The 21092-nt window shown below is 67.0% G+C and carries 22 protein-coding genes; 13 read left to right on the top strand and 9 right to left on the bottom strand.

The features are described from left to right. Positions 1 to 252: 252 nt before the first annotated feature. Together IB261_RS00365 and IB261_RS00360 are read left to right on the top strand one after the other, a co-directional pair. On the top strand, positions 253 to 480 hold the full coding sequence (locus IB261_RS00365; protein WP_045213580.1) for a CopG family ribbon-helix-helix protein: 228 nt from the start codon (positions 253 to 255) through the stop codon (positions 478 to 480). Further along, positions 477 to 758 carry a type II toxin-antitoxin system RelE/ParE family toxin gene (locus IB261_RS00360; RefSeq protein WP_081518921.1) on the top strand — a complete coding sequence of 94 codons (282 nt, stop codon included), beginning with the start codon at positions 477 to 479 and terminating at the stop codon, positions 756 to 758. The genes IB261_RS00365 and IB261_RS00360 overlap by 4 nt, the downstream gene beginning before the upstream one ends. Positions 759 to 1002: 244 nt before the next feature. Here the strand turns inward: IB261_RS00360 and IB261_RS00355 are convergent, their stop codons facing one another. Beyond that, entirely contained in the window at positions 1003 to 1290 is a 288-nt protein-coding gene (locus IB261_RS00355) for a DUF2218 domain-containing protein (RefSeq protein WP_192383468.1), read from the bottom strand. A gap of 97 nt (positions 1291 to 1387) precedes the next feature. Here IB261_RS00355 and IB261_RS00350 point away from each other — a divergent pair, with 97 nt between their 5' ends. Continuing rightward, positions 1388 to 2305: a LysR family transcriptional regulator gene (locus IB261_RS00350; RefSeq protein WP_151188884.1), complete on the top strand. Its 918-nt coding sequence runs from the start codon at positions 1388 to 1390 to the stop codon at positions 2303 to 2305. A gap of 56 nt (positions 2306 to 2361) precedes the next feature. Beyond that, complete coding sequence (locus tag IB261_RS00345; RefSeq protein WP_192225620.1) at positions 2362 to 2817, top strand: GNAT family N-acetyltransferase; 456 nt, start codon at positions 2362 to 2364, stop codon at positions 2815 to 2817. A 1-nt stretch (position 2818) separates the two neighbouring features. On the opposite strand, the gene IB261_RS00340 is transcribed toward IB261_RS00345, so the two are convergent. Further along, complete coding sequence (locus IB261_RS00340) at positions 2819 to 3769, bottom strand: alpha/beta fold hydrolase (protein WP_081518925.1); 951 nt, start codon at positions 3767 to 3769, stop codon at positions 2819 to 2821. A 573-nt stretch (positions 3770 to 4342) separates the two neighbouring features. Between IB261_RS00340 and IB261_RS00335 the strand changes: the two genes are divergently transcribed. From IB261_RS00335 to IB261_RS00325, 3 genes are read left to right on the top strand one after another with little or no spacing between them, the layout of a single operon-like run. Then, positions 4343 to 6436 carry a 3-hydroxyacyl-CoA dehydrogenase NAD-binding domain-containing protein gene (locus IB261_RS00335; RefSeq protein WP_192383469.1) on the top strand — a complete coding sequence of 698 codons (2094 nt, stop codon included), beginning with the start codon at positions 4343 to 4345 and terminating at the stop codon, positions 6434 to 6436. A gap of 9 nt (positions 6437 to 6445) precedes the next feature. Next, the gene (locus IB261_RS00330) at positions 6446 to 7636 is read left to right on the top strand and encodes an acyl-CoA dehydrogenase family protein (RefSeq protein WP_192225623.1); all 1191 of its coding nucleotides are present in this window, start codon (positions 6446 to 6448) and stop codon (positions 7634 to 7636) included. A 10-nt stretch (positions 7637 to 7646) separates the two neighbouring features. Continuing rightward, the gene (locus IB261_RS00325) at positions 7647 to 8777 is read left to right on the top strand and encodes an acyl-CoA dehydrogenase family protein (protein WP_192383470.1); all 1131 of its coding nucleotides are present in this window, start codon (positions 7647 to 7649) and stop codon (positions 8775 to 8777) included. A 456-nt stretch (positions 8778 to 9233) separates the two neighbouring features. Here IB261_RS00325 and IB261_RS00320 read toward each other — a convergent pair whose 3' ends face one another. Next, entirely contained in the window at positions 9234 to 10019 is a 786-nt protein-coding gene (locus IB261_RS00320; protein ID WP_081518930.1) for an IclR family transcriptional regulator, read from the bottom strand. Between the two features lie 210 nt (positions 10020 to 10229). Here IB261_RS00320 and IB261_RS00315 point away from each other — a divergent pair, with 210 nt between their 5' ends. Both IB261_RS00315 and IB261_RS00310 read left to right on the top strand, forming a co-directional pair. After that, positions 10230 to 11861: an AMP-binding protein gene (locus IB261_RS00315; RefSeq protein WP_192383471.1), complete on the top strand. Its 1632-nt coding sequence runs from the start codon at positions 10230 to 10232 to the stop codon at positions 11859 to 11861. Between the two features lie 47 nt (positions 11862 to 11908). Beyond that, complete coding sequence (locus tag IB261_RS00310) at positions 11909 to 13432, top strand: 3-hydroxyacyl-CoA dehydrogenase (protein ID WP_192383472.1); 1524 nt, start codon at positions 11909 to 11911, stop codon at positions 13430 to 13432. A gap of 295 nt (positions 13433 to 13727) precedes the next feature. Here IB261_RS00310 and IB261_RS00305 read toward each other — a convergent pair whose 3' ends face one another. After that, positions 13728 to 14819 (bottom strand): aminopeptidase, encoded by a 1092-nt coding sequence (locus IB261_RS00305; protein ID WP_192383473.1) that lies wholly within the window; start codon positions 14817 to 14819, stop codon positions 13728 to 13730. A 65-nt stretch (positions 14820 to 14884) separates the two neighbouring features. Here IB261_RS00305 and IB261_RS00300 point away from each other — a divergent pair, with 65 nt between their 5' ends. Next, the gene (locus tag IB261_RS00300) at positions 14885 to 15301 is read left to right on the top strand and encodes a PA0061/PA0062 family lipoprotein (RefSeq protein ID WP_081518933.1); all 417 of its coding nucleotides are present in this window, start codon (positions 14885 to 14887) and stop codon (positions 15299 to 15301) included. A 43-nt stretch (positions 15302 to 15344) separates the two neighbouring features. After that, entirely contained in the window at positions 15345 to 15785 is a 441-nt protein-coding gene (locus tag IB261_RS00295; protein WP_081518934.1) for a PA0061/PA0062 family lipoprotein, read from the top strand. Positions 15786 to 16232: 447 nt separating this feature from the next. On the opposite strand, the gene IB261_RS00290 is transcribed toward IB261_RS00295, so the two are convergent. The 5 genes from IB261_RS00290 to IB261_RS00270 all read right to left on the bottom strand — a co-directional run bounded on the left by IB261_RS00290 (position 16233) and on the right by IB261_RS00270 (position 18709). Then, entirely contained in the window at positions 16233 to 16469 is a 237-nt protein-coding gene (locus IB261_RS00290) for a DUF1161 domain-containing protein (protein ID WP_045213615.1), read from the bottom strand. 91 nt (positions 16470 to 16560) lie between these two features. Beyond that, entirely contained in the window at positions 16561 to 16983 is a 423-nt protein-coding gene (locus tag IB261_RS00285; RefSeq protein ID WP_081518935.1) for an OsmC family protein, read from the bottom strand. A 129-nt stretch (positions 16984 to 17112) separates the two neighbouring features. Beyond that, positions 17113 to 17334 (bottom strand): DUF1161 domain-containing protein, encoded by a 222-nt coding sequence (locus IB261_RS00280; RefSeq protein WP_081518936.1) that lies wholly within the window; start codon positions 17332 to 17334, stop codon positions 17113 to 17115. A 162-nt stretch (positions 17335 to 17496) separates the two neighbouring features. Next, positions 17497 to 17712, bottom strand: a complete 216-nt coding sequence (locus IB261_RS00275) for a dodecin (RefSeq protein ID WP_017518905.1) — start codon at positions 17710 to 17712, stop codon at positions 17497 to 17499. 100 nt (positions 17713 to 17812) lie between these two features. Beyond that, positions 17813 to 18709, bottom strand: coding sequence for a LysR family transcriptional regulator (locus IB261_RS00270; protein WP_192383474.1), 897 nt, complete (start codon positions 18707 to 18709; stop codon positions 17813 to 17815). A gap of 219 nt (positions 18710 to 18928) precedes the next feature. Between IB261_RS00270 and trpB the strand changes: the two genes are divergently transcribed. Next, positions 18929 to 20137, top strand: coding sequence for a tryptophan synthase subunit beta (trpB, locus tag IB261_RS00265; RefSeq protein WP_081518938.1), 1209 nt, complete (start codon positions 18929 to 18931; stop codon positions 20135 to 20137). Then, positions 20134 to 20940 (top strand): tryptophan synthase subunit alpha, encoded by an 807-nt coding sequence (gene trpA, locus IB261_RS00260; protein WP_151188872.1) that lies wholly within the window; start codon positions 20134 to 20136, stop codon positions 20938 to 20940. Before trpB ends, trpA begins: the two co-directional genes overlap by 4 nt. Positions 20941 to 21092 lie beyond the last annotated feature (152 nt).

Here is a 21092-nt window from a genome sequence, read left to right as displayed (position 1 = left end):
TCCTGTTGTTGTTGTGTGGGAATCAGGCCTTCGCCCCGCCAGCCTGATGCCCCTCGTCCCGCCGACAAATCCCCGAAGCCGGAAGCCAACTTTCGCCGCCACGAAAGTACTGCTCCAGCCCGCATCCACAGGCCTTCAGGCGCCCTTCCGGGCGCCCGAAGCGAAAAACTTCTCCTTCCTCAAGTGCTTGATTCGTATACGTATGTTATCGTTGTAAACACTGTATACAGCGTAAACGGAGCTGTTCAAAAAGTGACCACCGTTGTCTCGTTCCGCGCCGATGATGCCCTCGTGGCGGCGCTGGACCAGCTGGCCCGCGCCACCCACCGGGATCGGCCCTACCACCTGCGCCAGGCGCTGGCGCAGTACCTGGAGCGCCAGAGCTGGCATGTGGCGGCCATTGATGAGGGAGTGGCGGACGCCGATGCCGGCCATCTGCTGGAGCACGCGGCCATCGAAGCCAAGTGGGGCTTGGCATGAGCCTGCAGTGGACGCACAAGGCCGCCGCCGACCTGGATGCCATCTACGACCACTACGTCGTGCTGATCGGCCCGGAGAAGGCGCTGCGGGCCATCCAGGACATCGTCGAGCAGGTCAGCCCGCTGGCGAACCTGGAACAAAGCAGCAGCGGTGTGCCCAGCGAGGTGCCCGGCGTGCGCGAATTGCTGGTCGAGCGCTGGCCGTACCAGGCCGCTTTCCGGGTAAAGGGGCGTTCTGTGCAGATTTTGCGCATCGACCGTGTGGATAACTCGGGGTAAAAGTGGCCACACAGTTACAAGATGTTTCAAAGTATTGACTTTGGAGTTTGGTTAAAAAGCATTCAAACGAACGAATGCCAATACCTCTGCCTGTTTAGCGACCCTGCTTGAGCCCGTGTATTTTCAGTGACCGACAACAGCGATCACGGTCACGAATCCTCAGCGACGCCTGGCTTTTTCCAGGCAACAAAAAACCCGGCCTTGGCCGGGTTTTTTCGTTTTTGCGCTTTTTCCGCCAGCGCTGTCAGGCGGCTTGCCAGTTCACCGGCAGCTGGCCTTCTTTCCAGGCGAAACGGTCGAGGTGGCTGACCACCACGTTCTGCAGGCGCTCGAGGCCTTCCGCATTGGCAGACTCGGCGTCCATCAGCAGCGCCTGCGGGGTCGCGTGCAGACGGCAGGTGCCGAAATCGAAGGGCAGCACGCCACGGTCATCGGTCAGTTCGACCGGCAGCTTGTGGGCGAAGTGGTTGCACAGGCGCTTGAGGTAGCGCGCGGCATCGGGGGTAGGGACGGTGGCACGGCTCGAAGGCATCTTTTCTCTTCTCCATTTTGGGAGATGACATCCTAGGCGCCGGCAATCCAGGGAAAAACCCGCTATTTTGCCTTTCACTCTTTAGCGGAGCTTCACAATGGACAATCTTCGCGGTATGGCGGTGTTCGCCACCGTGGTCGCGCGCGGCTCCATGGCCGCCGCGGCCGAAGCGCTGGGCATGACGCCTTCGGCGGTCAGCCAGCAGATCCGCAAGCTCGAAGCCCACGCCCAGGTCACGTTGCTGCACCGCACAACGCGCAAGCTGACGCTGACCGAGGCCGGCGAAGCCTTCTACCGCAGTTGCGCGCAGATGCTCGCCATCGCCGAGGAGGCCGAGCAGCGCCTGGGCGAATGGCGCGAGGCACCGGTGGGCGAACTGCGCCTGGCCGCGCCAGTGGGCTTCTCCGGCAAACTGATCACCGAGGCGCTGCGTCCGCTGCTGGAGAATCATCGCCAGCTGCGCCTGCAGCTGTTCTTCCACGACGAACAGATCGACCTGATCGAGCAGCGCATCGACCTCGCCATCCGCGTCGGCACGCTGTCCGACTCCAGCTTGGTGGCAAGGCACCTGGCGGAGTGGAACAACGTCATCTGCGCCGCTCCCGCGTACCTGCGGCGCATGCCGGCCATCGACCATCCGCAGCAGCTGCAGGGCGTGGACTGGCTCTCGCTGAACACCGTGGCGCACCAGGCCTACCTGAACTTCAGCGGGCCGGGCGGGGAGAGCTGCAAGCTGCGGCTGGAGGCGCGCGTGGCGGCCAACAGCATGATCGCCCTGCGCCAGTTCACCCTCGACGGCCTCGGGGTTTCCGCCCAGCCGGAGCCGGAGGTCCGCGAGGCGCTGGAGGAGGGCAGGCTGGTGCGGCTGCTGCCGGAGTGGACGCTGCCGCCGTTCGGCATCTATGCCGTCACTCCGCGCCGCGATGCCCAGCCGGCCAAGGTGAAGGTCGCCATCGAAGCGCTGCGCCGGCACCTCGGCGGCTCGACCACGCTGCGCTTCCACGCGCCGGTCTGAGGCGCGCTACCATGCCGCTCTGAATACGCCGCCTCGATGATCGGAGTGAACACCACATGGCCCTGAACTGGACCTGCAAGCACCACCGCGACCTGACCAAGGAAGAGCTCTACGCCATCCTGCAGCTGCGCACCGAAGTCTTCGTGGTGGAACAGAAGTGCCCCTACCAGGAAGTCGATGGCCTGGACCTGCTTGGCGACACCTGCCACCTGATGGTGGAAGAGGAGGGCAAGCTGATCGGCTACCTGCGCCTGCTCGACCCGCAACGCCACGACGGCGACGTGGTGATCGGTCGCGTGGTGATCGCCCCGCAGGGCCGCGGCACTGGCCTGGGCCACCAGCTCATGGAGCAGGCGCTGCAGGCCATCGCCCAGCGCTGGCCGGGGCTGCCGGTATACCTCTCGGCCCAGGCGCACCTGCAGGGCTACTACGGTCGCTATGGCTTCACGCCGGTGACCGAGGTCTACCTGGAGGACGATATCCCGCACATCGGCATGCGCCGCGACGCCTGACTCAGGCCGGGTAATGCCGGCCGAGGAAGTCCCCCAGCAGCGCGTTCACCCGCTCCGGCTGCTGGCTCTGGATCCAGTGGCCGCAGTTCTCCAGCACATGCTGTTCGAGGTTGGGCACGTGCTCGGGCATGCGCTGCACGGTGTAGGCCTCAAAACGGCCGACCGGGTCACGGTCACCGATCAGGAACAGCGTCGGCTGCTCGACCTTGCGCCCGGCCAGCGGCTCGGTGCGTTGCCAGCTGCGCTCGAAGTTGCGGTACCAGTTCAGCGCGCCGTGGAAACCCCGGCCCTCGAAGGTCCGCACGTACCACTGGAAGTCCTCTTCGCTGCACCAGGCCGGGTGCGCCGGCGGCGGTGGCAGGCCGTCGAACAGGCGGCCGTCGGGGGACTGATCCGGCGCCAGGCGCACGTTGTCACCCAGGAAGTGGCGCAGGCTCAGCGCGATGTCCGCATCCAGCTCGGCCTCGGCGCGGCCGGGCTGCTGGAAGTAGAGGATGTAGAAGAACTTGCCAGCGAACACCTCGCGCATGATCTCCACGGGCGGGCGCTTCGCGCGGCCGGCGAAGGGCACCGAGAGCGTCGCCAGCACCTCCACGCGCTGCGGCTCCAGCAGCGCCAGGTGCCACGCCACCGGCGCGCCCCAGTCATGCCCGACCATTGCCACGCGCTCATGTCCCAGCGCATCCATGGCGCCCTGGATGTCCGCGCAGAGCGTCAGCACGTCGTAGGCGTCCACTTCTTGTGGCGCGCTGCTCTGGCCGTAGCCGCGCATTTCCGGGACGAACACGCGGTAGCCGGAAGCGGCGAGGGCGCGCATCTGGTGCTGCCAGGAATGCCAGCACTCGGGAAAGCCGTGCAGCATCCACACTGGCTTGCCGTCCGCCGGCCCACAGCTGTAGAGGCTGAGCTGGATGCCGTTGACCGCCAGCAACTGGTGTTCGAACTCGTTCATGGCGCGCTCTCCCGCAGATGATGAGCTTCACTATGCCAAGCCCGGCGTGCCAGCCGAAAGTCATTCACCAGGCGAATGCCGGCCGATCCCCGATGGCCGGTGCCATATGTCACCAGGAGCGTACAAGCGGACTCTGTCCGCGATAGGTCCGCATCGCGCAGGAATCCAATCGCGGACGGAGTCCGCTCCTACCGGATAGATCTGTGCTCGGATCGGCCCTCACCCTAACCCTCTCCCAGGGGGAGAGGGGACCGTTCGGTGCCGGATGAAACCACAGCGTCAGCCGGCACGATTTGCTCCCTCTCCCTGAGGGAGAGGGCTGGGGTGAGGGGGAAAGCACAAACACCGAACTACCAGGGAAAGACAGTGGCTCCTACGCCCACGCACACCGCAAGGTGCATGACCCGGAATGGGTTATCCGCCGGCTGAGTCGCGGTGCCGTGCTGTCCGCGAGCAATGAACAGGCGCCCCTCGATCCTACGAAAAGCCTTGCAATCAATCGACAAAAAACAGCATCGTATTCTGCACAGCGAAACATCATTCCGTTAAAACAACGCTAAAACGGAGCTCAGCATGTCAGAAGCGGTACAGCTCGAACGCCGGGGCGAGATAGCCCTGGTGACGGTCGACAACCCACCGGTGAACGCCCTCGGACATGCCGTCCGCGCCGGGCTGCTCGCCGCCTTCCAGCAGGCCGAGGCCGATCCGCAGGTACGCGCGGTGGTGCTGGTCTGCGCCGGGCGCACCTTCATGGCCGGCGCCGATATCCGTGAGTTCGGCAAGCCGCCGCAGGAGCCGTCCCTGCCCGAGGTGGTCGATATCCTTGAAGGCGCCAGCAAGCCCAGCGTTGCCGTGATCCACGGCACCGCCCTGGGCGGCGGCCTGGAAGTAGCCCTGGCCTGCCACTACCGCATCGCCCGCCGCGACGCCCAGGTCGGCCTGCCGGAAGTGAAGCTCGGCCTGCTGCCCGGCGCCGGAGGCACCCAGCGCCTGCCGCGTCTCGCGGGTGTGGAAAAAGCCCTCGAGATGGTCGTCTCCGGCGCGCCGATCCGCGCGCCGCAGGCCCTCGAATTCAACATCGTCGACGAGCTGTTCGACGGCGAACTGATCGACGCCGGACTCGCCTTCGCCCAGCGCCTGCTGGCGGACGGCAAAGGGCCGCGCCGCACCGGCGAGCGCTACGAGCGCGTGCAGGAAAGCGGCCTCGCCGAGCTGATCGCCCACAAGCGCGGCGAAGTGCAGAAGCGCCTGCCCGGCCAGTTCTCACCGCAGCGCTGCATCGACGCGGTGGAAGCGGCGACGCAATTGCCGCTGCGCGAAGGCCTGGGGCGCGAGCGCGAGCTGTTCATGCAATGCATGGAATCCCCGCAGCGCGCCGCGCTGATCCACGCCTTCTTCGCCGAGCGCGAAGCCGCCAAGGTCGACGGGCTGGCCGCCGACGTGCAGCCACGGGACATCCGGCGCGCCGCGGTCATCGGTGGCGGCACCATGGGCGTCGGCATCGTGCTGTGCTTTGCCAACGCCGGCATCCCGGTGCAACTGCTGGAAGTGAATGACGAAGCCCTGCAACGCGGCCTCGACCGCGCCCGCAGCCTGTACGCCGCCAGCGTGGCGCGCGGCAGCCTGGGCGCTGAAGAGATGGAGCGGCGCCTGGACCTGATCAGCGGCGTGCTCGACTACGCCGCGCTGGGCGATGCCGACGTGGTGGTCGAAGCCGTCTTCGAAAGCCTGGAGGTGAAGCGCCAGGTCTTCGAACAACTGGACGCCCACTGCAAGCCCGGCGCGATCCTCGCCAGCAACACCTCGTCGCTGGACCTCGACGAGATCGCCGCCTTCACGAAGCGTCCGCAGGACGTGGTCGGCCTGCACTTCTTCAGCCCGGCCAACGTCATGCGCCTGCTCGAAGTGGTGCGCGGCAAGGCCACCTCGGACACCGTGCTGTCCACCGCCATGCAGCTGGGCAAGCGCCTGAAGAAGGTTTCGGTGGTGGTCGGCGTGTGCGACGGTTTCGTCGGCAACCGCATGATCTTCCAGTACGGCCGCCAGGCCGAATTCCTCCTGGAGGAGGGCGCCACACCTGCGCAGGTGGACCGCGCACTGCGCAGCTTCGGCATGGCCATGGGGCCGCTGGCGGTACGCGACCTGTCCGGGCTCGACATCAGCCACGCGATCCGCTCGCGCCAGCGACCGAACCTCAGGCCCGGCCAGACACTGCCCACAGTGCTCGACCACCTGATCGCCGCTGGCATGCTTGGGCAGAAGACCGGCACCGGCTTCTACCAGTACGGCGAGGGCGGTCGCGCCGCTCAGGACAACCCGGCGCTGCCGGCCATGCTGGAACAGGCCGCCGCCGACCGTGGCATCACCCGCGCGCCGGTCGCTGATGAAGAAATACTCGAGCGCTGCCTCTACGCGCTGATCAACGAGGCCGCCAACATCCTCGACGAAGGCATCGCCCAGCGCGCCAGCGACGTCGATGTGATCTTCCTCAACGGCTACGGCTTCCCCGCCTGGCGCGGCGGCCCGCTGTTCTACGCCGACAGCGTCGGCCTTGCGCAAGTGCTCGAACGAATCCGCGAGTTCCACCAGCGCCTCGGCGCCTGGTGGCAGCCCGCACCGCTGCTCGAACGCCTGGTGGCCGAAGGCCGCCGCTTCGCCGATCTTTGAGGACCCACCATGGACATCCACTTCACCCCTGACGAACTGGCGTTCCGCGATGAAGTCCGCCGCTTCCTCGACAGCCAGCTGCCCAAGGACATCGCCAGCAAGGTGCGCCTGGGCAAACACCTGAACAAGGGCGACCACCAGCGCTGGCAGCGCGTGCTCGCCGAGCAGGGCTGGTACGCCACGCACTGGCCGGAAGCCTTCGGCGGCACCGGCTGGAACGCCGTGCAGAAGCACATCTTCGAAGAGGAATGCGCCGCCTTCGGCGCGCCGCGCACCATCCCCTTCGGCGTCAACATGGTCGCCCCGGTGATCATCAGGTTCGGCACGCCCGAGCAGCAGGCGCACTACCTGCCGCGCATCCTCGACGGCACCGACTGGTGGTGCCAGGGCTACTCCGAGCCGGGCGCCGGCTCCGACCTCGCTTCGCTGAAGACGCGCGCCGTGCGTGACGGCGACCATTACGTGGTGAACGGCCAGAAGACCTGGACCACCCTCGGCCAGCACGCCGACTGGATCTTCTGCCTGGTGCGCACCGACCCCGAGGCGCAGCAACAGCGCGGCATCAGCTTCCTGCTGATCGACATGCAGACCCCCGGCATCACCGTGCGCCCGATCATCACCCTGGACGGCGAGCACGAGGTCAACGAGGTGTTCTTCGACAACGTGCGCGTGCCGGTGGAGAACCTGGTGGGCCGCGAGAATGAAGGCTGGACCTGCGCCAAGTACCTGCTGACCTACGAGCGCACCGGGCTGGCCGGCATCGGCGCGTCGAAGGCGGTGCTCGCGCACCTGAAGCAGGTCGCCAGCCGCGAGCTGTGCGACGGCAAGCCGATGCTCGAAGACCCGCTGTTCCGCGCCCAGGTGGCGGAGGTGGAGATGCAGCTGATGGCCATCGAGATGAGCACCCTGCGCATCCTCGCCGCCGCCCGCGAAGGCGGCGTGCCGGGCGCGGAAAGCTCGATCCTGAAAGTGAAGGGCACCGAGATCCGCCAGGCGATCAGCCACCTGCTGCGCAAGGTGCTCGGCCCCTACGCGCTGCCCTTCATCGAGGACGAATTCGAACTGGGCAGCCAGGCGCTGCATGCGGATTACTCGGCCGCGCCGGCCAGCCAGTATTTCAACCTGCGCAAGCTGTCGATCTTCGGCGGCTCCAACGAAATCCAGAAGAACATCGTCTCCAAGATGATTCTCGAGCTGTGAGGCCAGGACCATGGACTTCAAACTGAGCGAAGAGCAGCAGATGCTGCAGGACACCGCGGCCCGCCTGGTCCGCGACGCTTACCCGTTCGACAAGCGCGAAGGCTTCAGCAAAAGCGCGCTGGGTTACAGCGCCGAATTCTGGCGCCAGCTCGGCGAGCTGGGGCTGATCTCGGTGTCGCTGCCGGAAAGCCATGGCGGCTTTGGCGGCGGCGTGGAAAGCATGCTGGTGCTCACCGAGCTGGGCCGTGGTCTGTGCCTGGAGCCTTACCTGCAATCGGTAGTGCACGGCGGTGGGCTGATCGCCCAGCTGGGCAGCGCCGCGCAGCAGGACCACTGGCTGCCGCGCGTCGCCAGCGGCGAAGCGCAGCTGGCGGTCGCGCTGGAAGAACCCCAGAGCCACTACCAGCTGCACGACGTGCAGACCCGTGCGGAGCAAACCGGTAACGGCTGGAAGCTGAGCGGACGCAAGGCGGTGGTGACCGGCGGGCAGAGCGCCACAGCGATCCTGGTCTCGGCGCGGGTGTCCGGTAATGCGCGGGACGAGGCGGGCATCGGCCTGTTCCTGATCGATCCGCAGCAGGCGGGCGTAAGCCGCCGCGACTACCCGACAGTGGACGGCCAGCGCGCCTGCGAGCTGTTCCTCGACGGCGCCATCGGCGAGGCCATTGGCACGCCGGGCGAGGCGCTACCGGCGCTGCGTTATCAACAGGGCCGCGCCATCGCCGCGCAGTGCGCCGAAGCCCTCGGCAGTCTGCAGGAAGCCTGCGCGCTGACCCTGGACTACCTGAAGACGCGCAAGCAGTTCGGCACCCCCATCGGCAAGTTCCAGGTGCTGCAGCACCGCATGGTGGACATGCGCAGCGAGCTGGAACAGGCCACCAGCATGGCGATCCTCGCCGCCTGCGTCGCCGACCAGCCCGACAGCGCCGAGCGCAGCCGCACCCTGGCGGCGGCCAAGTTCATCGTGACCCGCGCGGCGCGCTTCGTGGCCGAGCAGGCGATCCAGCTGCACGGCGGCATCGGCATGACCTGGGAATACGTGCTGGCGCACCACGCCAAGCGCCTGGTGATGCTCAGCCACCAGCTGGGGGACGACGATCATCACCTGAAGGCTTATGCGAGGCTCATGGAAGTCGCGTGAGAGAAACCTCGAAGTGAACCGCCATTGCTCTTGAAGTCTTCCAGAGCGACATCCGAGCACTCCGGACCGCCCCTTTCAGGAGGCCTCGTTGAATTGGAGTTTCAGGGGTTGAGCGACATGGATGTCGCGAGAGCCACGATGGGCCAGGGATGGCCCTTCGTGGCGTGCCCCTGAAACTTCGATTCAACGAGGGTATTTTTCGCCTAGGCGAAAAACCGGATGGAGGGGCAAGACCTTTGCCTACTTTGGGTCTTTCCAAAGTGGGTCGCCCGAGGGGGCGAAACAAAATGCTCGCGCGCACGCCGAAGCGACGCGGGAAACAAGGCGTGAAGCTGACACATCGCGGACGGAGTCCGCTCCTACTTGAGCGCATGACGCCGTCGTTCAGATAGAGCACCGAGTCAGCCGCGATGGATATCGCGGAGAAGCTCCGCTCCTACAAAAGCTTGCGGACGATCAGGCCCCGAGGCTCTCGATATCCCGCGCCAGAATCTCCAGCTCATGCGCCAAAGACCCGCGCAGCGTTTCCTCGCTGAGCTGGAACGACGGCGCCCCGCAGGTCAGCGCCATCAGCCCGCCGTCGGCCAGGCGCAGCGGTACGCCGGCGGCGCGCACATTACGATCCCAGTCGCCCAGGGACAGGCAGAAACCATGCTGGCGGAACTCCTCGAAGGACGCTTCCAGCGAGGCACGCATGACCGACCAATCGCCTTCGTGGCGCTCCTGCAGGGCCGACAGCAGGTGCTCACGCTCCTGCTCCGGGGTCGCGGCGAGGTACGCGCGGCCGGCAGCGGTGGTCGCCAGTGGCAGGCGCACGCCGGCGTCCATGCGCAGGGAAGTGGCTTCCGGAGGACGGCAGTTTTCCACGTAGATCATCGACAGCCAGTCGCGGCAGGTCAGGCCGACCGTGGTGTTGGTGCGACGGGCGAAGGCGTCCATGTACGGCTTGGCCAGCTGGCGTACGCGCAGGTTGGAGACATAGGCGTAACCCAGCGCCAGCACGCCGGAATCCAGCTGGTATTTCTCGTGCTGCTGCGAGTAGCAGAGGTAGCCGAGTTGGGTGAGGGTGTAGGTCATACGCGACACCGTCGCCTTGGGCAGGCCGGTGATCCGCGAGATTTCCTGGTTGCCGAGCACCACCGAGCCATGGGTGAAGGCGCGCAGCACGTCCAGTCCGCGGGCGAGGGCCTCGACGTACTTGCGGTCCTTGGGGTTGCTGCTGTCTTCGACTTCGTCGCTCATGGGGCCTCGGCGGGGGATTGCAGTTGCGGCGCCACGCGCGGCGCGGGCGAACGATAGCAGATCGCCCAGGCGCCACGCAGCGGTCCGCGTGTGCTCGTTGCGCCGGGCTAGCCTATCGCATACCATCGATTTCGACACGATGTTTCGCTGTGCAGAACAACAATTCGAATCCAGAGCCACTACAGGCTCGAAAAAGAAACGGAGAAGTCGATGTCTGCTCAACCCTCCGGTCACGTGGCCCGCGAGCTCGCCCGTCACGCCTACCAGAATCTCCACGACCTGCTGCGCGATGCCTGCCGCCAATTCCCCCAGCGCCTGGCGTTTTCCTGCGGCGACAGCCACCTGAGCTTCGCCGAGCTGGAGCGCCAGGCCGACGCCTTCGCCCGCTACCTGCGCCACCACGCCGGCTTGCAAGCCGGCGACCGCCTGGCGCTGATGCTGCCCAACTCCCTGCAGTACCCCATTGCCACCTTCGGCGCGCTGAAGGCCGGCGTGGTGCTGGTGAACACCAACCCGCAATACACCGCCAGCGAGCTGCGCCATCAACTGGCCGACTCCGGCGCCAGCGCCGTGCTGCTGCTCGACCGCCTGCTGCCGCTGCTGCGCGGCGTGCAGGCACACTGCGACATCCGCCAGGTGCTGCTGACCTCCATCGACGACATCGAGCGCCCACAGTTCGACAGCGACGAGGCCGACTGCACGCGCTTCCAGCAGGCCCTGCGCCTGGGTGCCGAGGCACCGCCGGTGGAGGCCGAGCCGGGCCTGGATCGCCTCGCGCTGCTGCAGTACACCGGCGGCACCACGGGCGTCTCCAAGGGCGCGATGCTCAGCCACCGCTGCCTGATCGCCAACGTCATCCAGACCCTGGAACTGTTCCTGCGCCCCGGTCTGCTGGAGCCGGCCACCGATGTGCGCATCGCGCCGCTGCCGCTCTATCACATCATGGCCTTCGCCACGAACTGCCTGTCCTCGGTGGGCATGGGCCTGCACACGGTGTTCATCCGCGACGGCCGCAACCTCGACGAGATCATCGGCGCGATGCGCCGCTATCCCTTCACCCTGATGAGCGGGATCAACACCCTGTTCGTCGGCCTGATGAACCACGCGGATTTCCCCAGCATCGACTTCAGCCACCTGAAGTGGGTGACCTCCGGCGGCGCGCCGCTGAACCGCGAAGTCGGCCGGCGCTGGGAAGCGCTGACCGGTGCGCCGGTGCGCGAAGGTTTCGGGCTCACCGAGGCCTCGCCGGTGGTCTCCACCGGCACGCTGCTGAGCCCGTACCGCGAGGGCTACGTCGGCCAGGCGCTGGTGGATACCGAGCTGCGCACCGTGGACGAGGAGGGCAACGACACCGGCCCCGACCAGCCCGGCGAACTCTGGCTGCGCGGCCCACAGGTCATGCAGGGCTACTGGCAACGCCCGGAGGAGAGCGCCCAGGTGCTCACCTCCGACGGCTGGCTGAAGACCGGCGACATCGCCGAGCTGGACGCCGACGGCATGCTGAAGATCGTCGACCGCAAGAAGGACATGATCCTGGTCTCGGGCTTCAATGTGTTCCCCAACGAGGTGGAAGACGCGGTGATGCGCCACCCCGGCGTGCGCGAGTGCGTAGCCATCGGCGTGCCGGACGAACGCAAGGGCGAATCGGTGAAGCTGTTCGTCAGCCTCAAGGACGAGACGCTGGCGCCGGCGCAGATCATCGCCCACTGCCGCGAGCACCTCACCGGCTACAAGGTGCCGAGCTTCGTCGAGGTGCTCGACGAGCTGCCCAAGACCAGTGTCGGCAAGCTGCTGCGCCGACAACTGCGTGACCTGGAACTGGCCAAAAGGACCACCGCGTGAGCACAGCGTCTATGGTTGAAGCAGGTGCGCACGACGAGACCCGCAGCATGACCGAGTCCTTCCACCGTATTGGCGTGATCGGCGCCGGGGCCATGGGCCGCGGCATCGCCCAGCTGTTCGCCAGCGCAGGCAGGACGGTACGCCTGTACGACAGCAACCCGCAGACCGTGGAGCAGGCCCTGGCCTTCAACCGCGAGCTGCTGGAGCGCGCGGTGGCCAAGGGCAAGCTCGCCGCGGACGGCCTCGACGCGACGATGCAGCGTTTGCTGCCGACCCACAGCCTGGACGAGCTGGCCGACTGCGACCTGCTGATCGAGGCCATCATCGAGGACCTCGGCGCCAAGCAGGCACTGCTCGCCGAGCTGGAAAAACGCGTGGCGCCGGATGCCGTGCTGGCGAGCAACACCTCGTCGCTCTCGGTCACCCGCATCGCCGCACGCTGCCAGCACCCGGAGCGGGTCGCCGGCTTCCACTTCTTCAACCCGGTGACGCTGATGCGCATCGTCGAGGTGGTGCGCGGCCAACGCACCAGCGAGTCGGTGGTGCGCCGCCTGAGCCGGCTGGCGGAGCAGGCCGGGCACTACCCGGCGGTGTCGCCGGACAGCCCCGGGTTCATCGTCAATCACGCCGGCCGCGCCTTCAGCACCGAAGCCCTGCGCATCCTCGGCGAAGGCATCGCCAGCCCGGCACAGATCGACCGCATCCTGCGCGACGGCGTGGGCTTTCGCATGGGGCCCTTCGAGCTGCTCGACCTGACCGGCCTGGACGTGTCCCACGCGGTGATGGAGTCGCTCTACCAGCAGTTCTACCAGGACCCGCGCTACACGCCGTCGCCGCTGGCCGCGCAGCGCGTCGTCGGCGGCTTGCTGGGGCGCAAGAGCGGCGAGGGCTTCTACCGCTACCGCGACGGCCAGGCCGTGCGCGAGCCCGAGGAACAGCACGAAACCGTGTTGCTCAATCGCCCGTACTGGCTCGACAGCCAGGACCCGGAGCTGCGCCACCGCGTGGCGGCGATCCTTACCTTGGGCGGCGTGGTGCTGGAGACCGGCGAAGCACCGTCGTCCCGCGCCATCTGCCTGGTCACCCCGCTGGGTGTGGATGCCAGCACGCGCATCGACGCCCTCGGCCTGCCGCCAGAGCGCAGCCTGGCGCTGGAGACCTTCACCGAACTGGACCGCCGCCGCGTGCTGATGCGCCAGCCGGCGCTCGACCCCAAGCTCGAAGCCCAGGCGCGCCAGGCGCTGGGCAGCGACGGCGTGCCGGTGGAAGTGATCAATGATTCGCCCGGCTTCATCAGCCAGCGGGTGGTCGCCGGTATCGTCAACCTCGGCGGCGAGATCGCCCAGCGCGGTATCGCCACCCCGGTGACGCTGGACCGCGCGGTGCAACTGGCGCTGGGTTATCCCCTGGGGCCACTGGCCTTCGGCGAGCACTACGGCGCGGCGCGCATCCTCACCATTCTTCAGGGCCTGCAGGTCTGCTACGGCGAGGCGCGCTACCGGCCCAGCCCGTGGCTGCGCCGCCGCGTGCAGCTGGATTTGCCGCTGCACAGCCCGGACAGGGCGGAGTGACACTCGTCAACCTGCAGGAGCGCGCCGTGCGCGCGATCGCGGGCATGGCCCGCCAACCCGCTGGTTCTGCACTCTGGCCGGCCCTCACCCTAACCCTCTCCCAAGGGGAGAGGGGACCGTTCGGTGCAGGATGAAAACGTGGCTTCAGTCGGCACAATCTGCCCCCTCTCCCTGAGGGAGAGGGCTGGGGTGAGGGGCAACGCAGGCACAATCCTGCCGGAAAGAAGACAGTCGCTTCTGCAGGAAAACGCTGCGCACTGAACGGCCATCGCGCTGAACCATCCCGGCAGAGCAGTCACCGGAAGCTGACGAACTCCCCGGCCTTCAACTTCTCCAGCGCCGCCTTGCGCTCTGCCGGCGGCAACGCCCCGAGCTTTTCCACCCGTGCATAGAACGCCGGCCAGTTGCCGCCGACCTGGGCGAACAGCGCGGCGAAGGCCGGCACCCACTGGTCGTAGAGGCCGAAGGGCAACAGCTTGGCGTTGTTCAGCGGAGCGTTGACCCAGGCGTCGAAGGGCGCCTTGCCGCCCCAGTCCTCATCGCGCATCCGCGCGTAGTCGCGGCGCAGGCGCTCGAACTCGGCCTGCTTGCCGGCGCGTTTCTCGGCGTCGCTGCGTGGGCTGGCGTAAAGCGCCTGCAGGCGCTCGCGGGTATCGAGCACCAGCTCGGTAAAGCGCTTGCGTTGCTCGGCCAGCAACGGCGCTTCATCCGGCAGATGGCGCGCCTCACGCCAGCGGCGACCGCCCTCGGCCTCGACGAAGGAGGCGTAGGACTCGTTGAACGCCGTATCGCCGGGCAGGTAGAACTTCTGGTGCGCCAGCTCGTGGAAGATCGTCTCGGCCAGACGCTGGTCGCCCCAGCGCAACATGCTGCTGAGGATCGGGTCGTCGAACCAGCCGAGGGTCGAATAGGCCTCCACGCCACCGACATAGACGTCCAGCCCCTGTTCCTTGAGGCGTTTGGCGTCGGCCTGCGCCCCCTGGTCGCCGTAGTAGCCGCGGTAGGCCACGCAGCCGGCGATGGGGAAGCAGTGGGTCAGCGGCTGCAGCGACAGCTCCGGCGTGGCAAACACGTTCCACACCACGTTGGGCCGGTGGATATCGGCATACAGGCGGTAGCTCTGGTTGTCCGGCAGGCCCAGTTCGGCGCTGGCGAAGGCGCGGGCTTCCTGGGACAGCTCGAGACGCTGGCGCAAGGCGGGGTCGCGGGTCGGGTCGGCGACCACTTCGGCCACAGGCTCGCGGGCGGCGAGCAGGCGCAACTGGCCGTCCGCCAGCTGGCCGTAATACCCCACGGTGGAACAACCGCTCAGCGCCCAGATGGCCAGGCAGGGAACCCAGCGGCACAGGCGGCTGTCGAGTGTCGGGATAAGAAGGCGGAAGGGCATGCGCGGAACATAGCACAGGGCCTGGTCCGCTCGCTGCCGCCCCCTCGACCCAGGAGCCACCCCCGATGCGCGCCCTCCTCATACCTGCCGGCCTGCTCGCCCTGAGCGGCTGTTCGATGCTGATGCCCCAGCCGGACCCGAACCGCGCCTGGGTCGACCTGGACACCAATAGCCAGAGCGACCTGGCGGCCATGGAAGTGGACAACAAGGAATGGGCCAGCACCCGTTACTTCGAGGTCGACCCGGGCTCCCACGAGTTGCGTGTGCGCTTCCAGTTCCAGGTCGAACCGGTGGACATCGGCCCGGTGGACGAGGCGCTCTGGCGCGACTGCGAAATGACAGTGCAGTACAAGGAATTCAGCGCTGGCCAGCGCTATCGCCTGGAGACCGGCAGCATCGGCTTCCGCCCCTGGGCCAAGCTCTACGACGCCCAGGGCGGCGAAATCGCCCGCGGCCGCGAACGGGGCTGCGCCAAGGCCTGAGCGGGGTATGCTGTGGGGTGAATCCATCCCACGGTGAGCCTCCATGCGCCCGCGTCATCTCCCCGGTCTCCTACCCCTGGGCATCGCCCTGCTCGCCGGCTGCGCCAGCCCGCTGCCGGCCCACGACCCGCAGATGGCCTGGATCGACCTCTACACCACGCCGGGCAAGACGCTGATGGCCGAGCGCCTGGATGGCCAGTCGGTGAACGACGGCCGCTTCTACCAGGTGACGCCGGGACGCCACGAGCTGGTGGTGCGCTTCCAGTACGAAGTCTCCAGCGGCGGCGGCATGGGCCAGATGACCGACCCTTCGGAGCTGACCTGCCGGGTCAAGGTGACCTACGACGACTTCGCCGCCGGCCAGCGCTATCGACTGGAGCTGCGCCCGCAATTGCGCAGCGCACTGGCGCTGCTGACGGACGCCAATGGCAAGCTGGTGGCGAAGACGGATTTCCAGGGCGCGGTGCGCTGTGGGCCGTTCTGACCAGATAGCTGATCGGCGGATAACCCGTACCGGGTTATGCGCCCTACGTGCCAGGCCACACCCTGTAGGAGCAGCTGTCTTCGTTCCGGCAAGTTTGTGCCGACGTTCCCCCCTCACCCCAGCCCTGGCTGCGCACCCCGCTCCTGAGGGAGAGGGAGCAAATTGTGCCGGCTGACGCTGTAGTTTCATCCTCCACCGAACAGTCCCCTCTCCCCCTGGGAGAGGGTTAGGGTGAGGGCTGACCCGAGCGCTGGAGAATCTTCTACGCAGTCGGTCGCGGCGCCCGCCGGGCGGGCGGGGCGCTCCAACCGATTATCCGCGTAGGGCGCATAACGCCTGAGGCGTTATCCGCCGAACTGGCGGATAACCCGTGCCGGGTTATGCGCCCTACGCTCCTGCTGGACTCTGGGAGCACGCAAGGCGCGCCCCTGTGATCTCCCGCCGCACTCAGCCGTCGTTCTTCTGGTAAATGATCCGCCGCTGTCCATTGTCGCAGGTGCCGACCACCATGTTCGGGTCCTTCACCTCGGCCTTGTCCACGATCTCCAGGGTGTAGGAGGTCACCCCGGCGGCCTGGATCTTGGTCTCGATCTCGGCCTTGAGCTCCTCGCAGGGCTTCACCGCCGCCCAGCTCGCGCCGCTCGCCAGCAGTACCGCCACGCCCGTCGCCACGGCCCACTTCATCGTCGTCATCACAGTCCCTCGTCATAGCCCCACGGCGGGGCACCCTATCCTAACGGTGGACCGCAACCGCCGGACAGAGTGCCCCACAGGCTCATTCGAGGCTGGCGTCGAGGGTGATGCGTGCGTTGAGCACCCGCGAGACCGGGCAGCCGGCCTTGGCCTTGTCGGCGATGGCCTGGAAGGTCTGCGCGTCGGTGCCCGGCACCTTCGCCTTCAGCGTCAGGTGCACAGCGGTGATGGTGAAGCCGTCGGCGAGCTTTTCCAGGCTGACCTCGGCCTTCGTATCGATACTCTCGGCCGTCAGGCCGGCCTCGCCGAGCATCATCGACAGCGCCATGGAAAAGCAGCCGGCGTGAGCTGCACCGATCAGTTCTTCCGGGTTGGTCCCCGGCGCGTCCTCGAAGCGGGTATTGAAGCCATAAGGCTGGGACTTGAGGGCACCGCTCTCGGTGGAGATCGTGCCCTTGCCGTCCTTCAGACCACCCTGCCAGTGGGCCGATGCCGATTTCTTCATGTCGCGTCCTCCGCGTGGGTTGCAGTCAGGACTTTCGAGGCCCGTCCGCGCCAGCGGGTTCAGCTTTTTGCAGACCATGAAAAAGGCCGGGCCCCTCGCGGAGCCCGGCCTCGTTTCACATCCAGGCGTTTACTTGGAGTAGACGATTTCCTTGGTGCCGCCTTCGCAGGTGCCGACGACTTGCTTGCCGCCCGCGCTGCCCTTGTCGACGACCTCCAGGCTGTACGAAGCAACGCCCTTGGCCTTGAGCTTCGCATCGATTTCCGACTTCAGCTCTTCGCACGGCTTGCCGGCGGCAAAGACGTTGCCAGCCAGGGCGAAGACCCCCACAGCGATCAGGAACTTCTTCATCGGTAACGCTCCCTCGTCGTTCACAGAAAAGGCCCGAACGGGCCGGAAAACCGGGCTACCCCGGTACGCACGACCACGCGCCTCGCCAACATGGCAGCAGCACGTGACAGAAGAGCCGCGTGACAAACGGCCCTCGACAAACAGGATCGAGCCGCGGGCGATCTAGCTGTTGGCGATGCGGAAACCGACCTTGATGGTCACCTGGTAGTGCCCCACCGCGCCGTTCTCGATGTGTCCGCGGGTGTCCACCACCTCGAACCACTCCAGGAAGTCGATGCTCTTGGCCGCTTCGGCCAGCGCGTTGTTGATCGCATCCTCGATGCTGGTGCGCGAGGAGCCGACCAGCTCGATCTTCTTGTAGGTGTGGTGATTGGACATTGCCTCTCTCCTGGGTCTGGCGGCGCACAGGCAGAATGCCAGCGCGCCCAATGGACAGTAGTAGAGGGGTGGACCGACGGCAAACGGGGCGGTTCAGACTTTACGCCCGGCCGTTCAGCTCCGTCTGCAGCCAGCGCGCCAGGCGTTCGGCGCGCGGGTCTGCACGGCGCTCGGGGACCCACAGTGCCAGCCGCGCCGTGGTTTCAACGAAGCCCCAGGGTGCGGCGAGGCGGCCGGCGGCGAGGTCGTCGGCCACCAGTTGCTGCGGCGCGATGGCCACGCCAAGGCCAGCCACGGCGGCTTCGAGCAGGTAGTAGAGGTGCTCGAAACCCTGGCCGAGCTTCAGCCGCGTCGGCTCCAGGCCATGGCGCGCGGCCCACTCCGGCCAGGCCTGCGGGCGCGAGACGGTGTGCAGCAGCGACTCACCCAGCAGCGCCCCGGCGGGTGCCGCGCGCAGTTGCTCGAAGCGCGGGGAGCGCGGGCTGAGCACCGGGCCGATGCTTTCCACCGCCAGCTCCAGCACGCGCATGTCCATCGGCCACGGCGGCGTGGCGAAGCACAGGGTGGCGTCGAGGCCGCCACGACGCGGGTCGAGGTCGCCGTCACTGGCGGAAAGTTGCAGCCGCAGGTCCGGCAGGTCACGGTTCAGACGGTCCAGGCGCGGGATGAACCAGCGCGCCAGCAGGCTGCCGGGGCAGCCGAGGACGAAGGGCGCATCGCCGCCGGCCTGGCGGCGCAGTTCGGCGCTGACGCTGCGCAGGCGCTCGAAGGAATCGCTGGCCACCTCGCTCAGGCGAACGCCGGCATCGGTGAGTTTTACGCCGCGACCTTCCTTGACGAAAAGGGTCACGCCCAGCTCGTCTTCGAGGAGACGAATCTGCCGGCTGATCGCCCCGTGGGTGACACTCAGCTCGTCAGCCGCTGCGCTCATGCCGCGCAGACGGGCGGCAGCCTCGAAGGCGCGCAGGGCGTTGAGCGGTGGAAGGTCTCGGCTCATGGCGCACTATCCGTGAGTTTTCCTGACAGGTTGCGGCGATCTTATCGCTTTTCCCCGTCATCACACAGCCGTATCCTGAGCAGCACTTGCAGGAGCATCAGCCAACTCGCTGCGCGGTCGACCCGCCAGGGCGGATAACGCTGGCGCCTTAAGCGCCCTACGAAAATTCACGCGGCAGTGCCCAGTGCCTTGCCGCCAAGAGACCCAAGGAGCCTTCCCATGTCCACACTGCGCACCGGTCCAGACGCCAAGGGCCTGTTCGGCCACTTTGGCGGCCAGTACGTCGCCGAGACCCTGATGCCGCTGATCCACGACCTGGCCCGCGAGTACGAGAAGGCCAAGGAAGATCCGGAGTTCCAGAAGGAGCTCGCCTACTTCCAGAGCGACTACGTCGGCCGTCCGAGCCCGTTGTACTTCGCCGAGCGCCTGACCGAGCACTGTGGCGGCGCGAAGATCTACCTCAAGCGCGAAGAGCTGAACCACACCGGCGCGCACAAGATCAACAACTGCATCGGCCAGATCCTGCTGGCCAAGCGCATGGGCAAGAAACGCATCATCGCCGAGACGGGCGCCGGCATGCACGGCGTGGCGACCGCCACCGTGGCCGCGCGCTTCGGCATGGAATGCGTGATCTTCATGGGCACCACCGACATCGATCGCCAGCAGGCCAACGTGTTCCGCATGAAACTGCTGGGCGCCGAGGTGATCCCGGTCACCGCCGGCACCGGCACCCTGAAGGACGCGATGAACGAAGCGCTGCGCGACTGGGTCACCAACGTGCACAACACCTTCTACCTGATCGGCACCGTGGCCGGCCCGCACCCGTACCCGGCGATGGTCCGCGATTTCCAGGCGGTAATCGGCAAGGAAACCCGTGAGCAGCTGGCCGCGAAGGAAGGCCGCCTGCCCGATTCGCTGGTCGCCTGCATCGGCGGCGGCTCCAACGCCATGGGCCTGTTCCACCCGTTCCTCGATGATGCCAGCGTGCAGATCATCGGCGTCGAAGCCGCCGGCCACGGCATCGAGACCGGCAAGCATGCGGCCAGCCTGAACGGTGGCGTGCCAGGCGTGCTGCACGGCAACCGCACCTTCCTGCTGCAGGACGAGGATGGCCAGATCATCGACGCGCACTCCATTTCCGCCGGCCTGGACTACCCCGGCATCGGCCCGGAACACGCCTGGTTGCATGACATCGGCCGCGTCGAGTACACCTCGATCACCGACCACGAGGCGCTGGAAGCCTTCCACCAGTGCTGCCGCCTGGAAGGCATCATCCCCGCACTGGAGTCCTCCCACGCGCTGGCCGAGGTCTTCAAGCGCGCGCCGAACCTGCCCAAGGACCACATCATGGTGGTGAACCTGTCCGGTCGTGGCGACAAGGACATGCAGACCGTCATGCACCACATGCAACAGGAGCCGCAAGCATGAGCCGCCTGCAGACCCGCTTCGCCGAACTCAAAGAGCAGAACCGCGCCGCCCTGGTGACCTTCATCACCGCTGGCGATCCGGGCTACTCGACCTCGCTGGACATCCTCAAGGGCCTGCCCGAAGCCGGCGCCGACGTGATCGAGCTGGGCATGCCGTTCACCGACCCGATGGCTGACGGCCCGGCGATCCAGCTGGCCAACATCCGCGCCCTGGGCAACGGCCAGAACCTGGTCAAGACGCTGAAGATGGTCCGCGAATTCCGCCAGGGCAACAGCACCACGCCGCTGGTGCTGATGGGCTACTTCAACCCGATCCACTACTACGGCGTGGACAAGTTCATCGCCGATGCGAAAGAGGCCGGCGTCGACGGCCTGATCGTGGTGGACCTGCCGCCGGAGCACAACGAAGACCTCTGCGACCCGGCCCAGGCCGCCGGCCTGGACTTCATCCGCCTGACCACGCCGACCACCGACGACCAGCGCCTGCCGACCGTGCTCAACGGCAGCTCGGGCTTCGTCTACTACGTCTCGGTGGCCGGCGTGACCGGCGCCGGCGCGGCGACCCTGGACCATGTCGAAGAAGCCGTGGCGCGCCTGCGTCGCCACACCGACCTGCCGGTCTCCATCGGCTTCGGCATCCGCACCCCGGAACACGCGGCGAGCATCGCCCGCCTGGCCGATGGCGTGGTGGTGGGCTCGGCGCTGATCGACAAGATCGCCGAAGCCACCAGCTCCGCCGACGCGGTGCAGAGCGTGCTCGGCCTGTGCCGTCAGTTGGCCGAAGGCGTGCGCAACGCCCGCTGAGGGTTGCCATCAGGCTTTACGTAGGATGGCGTGGAGCGCAGCGATACCCATCGATTCCGTGCGAACACAGCATGGGTATCGCTGCGCTCCACCCATCCTACGAACTGCGTCACCTGGAATATCCGCTCCTGCAGGGAGCACAAAAAAGCCCG

It is taken from the genome of Pseudomonas sp. PDM20 (genome assembly GCF_014852575.3).
Taxonomy (GTDB): Bacteria; Pseudomonadota; Gammaproteobacteria; order Pseudomonadales; family Pseudomonadaceae; genus Pseudomonas.
This window is presented reverse-complemented; position numbering and strand designations above follow the sequence as displayed.